Raw genomic sequence first — 1,734 nt, forward strand, 5'->3', positions numbered from 1 at the left:
ATCGTGGGTAATGTCACCTCTATTTTGGATTGGGTACAGCCTGATTATAATTTAAGCTTAAGTTATGATGGTTTGCATAGGTTGACCTCGGTCGAGGGCGGTACAGCTATTGGCAACAGTACAATCGCGTATGATGCTTTAGGGAATATAGAATCATATACAAGCAAAGATAGAAACCTGACCTACACCTATGACAGACAGACAAACCGTCTATCTAGCGTGACGGGAGCAGGCACCAATGGTAAGTATGCAAACTTAGCGTATGATACGCGGGGCAATATCACCAACAATGGTGCATATCAGTTAAGCTTTAACTTAGCAAACCAGCTTACTTCTGCGAAAAATAACACTTATTTATATGATGGACACAATCGCCGAGTTAAACAAGTGGAGCAAAGTGGCACAAGTTATAGTTTATACTCACAAGATGGAACTTTGCTGTATCGAGAAAAGGGCAATACCATAACGGGTGAAGGCGTTAACTATATTTACCTAGGCAAAAAGCTCATAGCCAAATACGGAGACGTAACACCAACATCAGAAGCAGATAGCCGCCAGCACTATCGTCCGTTTGGTGAAACGTTAGAGGAGGCAAAGGACGATGTAGGCTATACGGGACACAAGTTTGATAAAGAGCTTGGTCTAAGTTATATGCAGGCACGATACTATGATCCAGTGATTGGGCGTTTTTATTCGAATGATCCTGTAGATACATTGGGACATATTGCAAGAGAGAATCCTGTTCACGGGTTTAATCGTTATATCTACGCAAACAATAACCCGTATAAATATACTGATCCGAATGGGGAGTTCCCATTTCTCCAAGTTGGAGCTGGTGTAATTGGATTTGCCATAGGTGCAATTTCAGAAGCAGTAACAAATGAAAACGCTTCTTTTGGTTCAGTAATGAAAGCCGGAGGAGTTGGTGCTGCGGTTGGAGTTGCTACGACATTTGGAGGTGGCCTTGTTGGAACTATGGCAGTCGGTGCTGGAGCGAATGGTGCGGGTGAAATCGCGAATCAAGCTATGAAAGGAGAGTTCAAGCCTGGAAAAGTTGCAGAAGCAGCCGCAGTGGGGGCTGTTGGTGGTGCAGCGGCTAAAGGATTAGCAAAAGTTGCTGTAGCTAGCAGAGGGCTTCCAAATAATAGTACAACTGGGGCATCTCACAATATGACACAATCATCATCGCAAAGAGTCTTAGCTGACTCTAAAACTTTAAGCTCGACCCCTGCTAATAGAGCTGCCGCAGAAGTTAAACTTGGAGGTGCATATGGTGCAGGTTATGCTGCTGAAGCAGCACACCAGCAAAATTCATGTCATGACGAATCATGTAGATAGGAATTATGAAAAAGATTGATATATCAGCAGCAAATACGGAAAAAGCTAAAAAGAAAAGAGCTTTGGTTGCGTATATTAGTTTAATAATAGCTAGCTTGATTATTTATTTTATCGGTAGCCTTGTTATAGATTTATTTGGCTTTGAACTTGAAACTAAGATAAGAGACGTTGCTTTTGGAAAAGCACTTTCTGTTTTTTTAGTTATGCTACCGATAACTGCAATAGTTTTGTACGGTACTTTGAAATTGATTCAATTGATATTTAACAAGCTAAAAATTTGAATAAAAACTGGGGACAGAGTAAATTTAATACTTCGCCAGCCATTATTAACACGCTTTAGAAAACCAGCATTCGCTGGTTTTCTTTTGTCTGTCGATTGGTTTTTTGTGTTCCTTA

Annotated in this window: 2 protein-coding genes; both read left to right on the forward strand. The window is 41.0% G+C overall.

Annotated features, from left to right (window positions below; all coding sequences use genetic code 11):
* The coding region (locus CEX98_RS23075; RefSeq protein WP_242441785.1) for an RHS repeat-associated core domain-containing protein at window positions 1–1,338 on the forward strand (1,338 nt) is incomplete at its 5' end.
* Between the two features lie 5 nt (window positions 1,339–1,343).
* Window positions 1,344–1,619, forward strand: coding sequence for a hypothetical protein (locus CEX98_RS22010; protein WP_099644118.1), 276 nt, complete (start codon window positions 1,344–1,346; stop codon window positions 1,617–1,619).
* Window positions 1,620–1,734 lie beyond the last annotated feature (115 nt).

The sequence above is a fragment of the Pseudoalteromonas piscicida genome, assembly GCF_002744175.1.
Classification (GTDB): domain Bacteria; phylum Pseudomonadota; class Gammaproteobacteria; order Enterobacterales; family Alteromonadaceae; genus Pseudoalteromonas; species Pseudoalteromonas piscicida_B.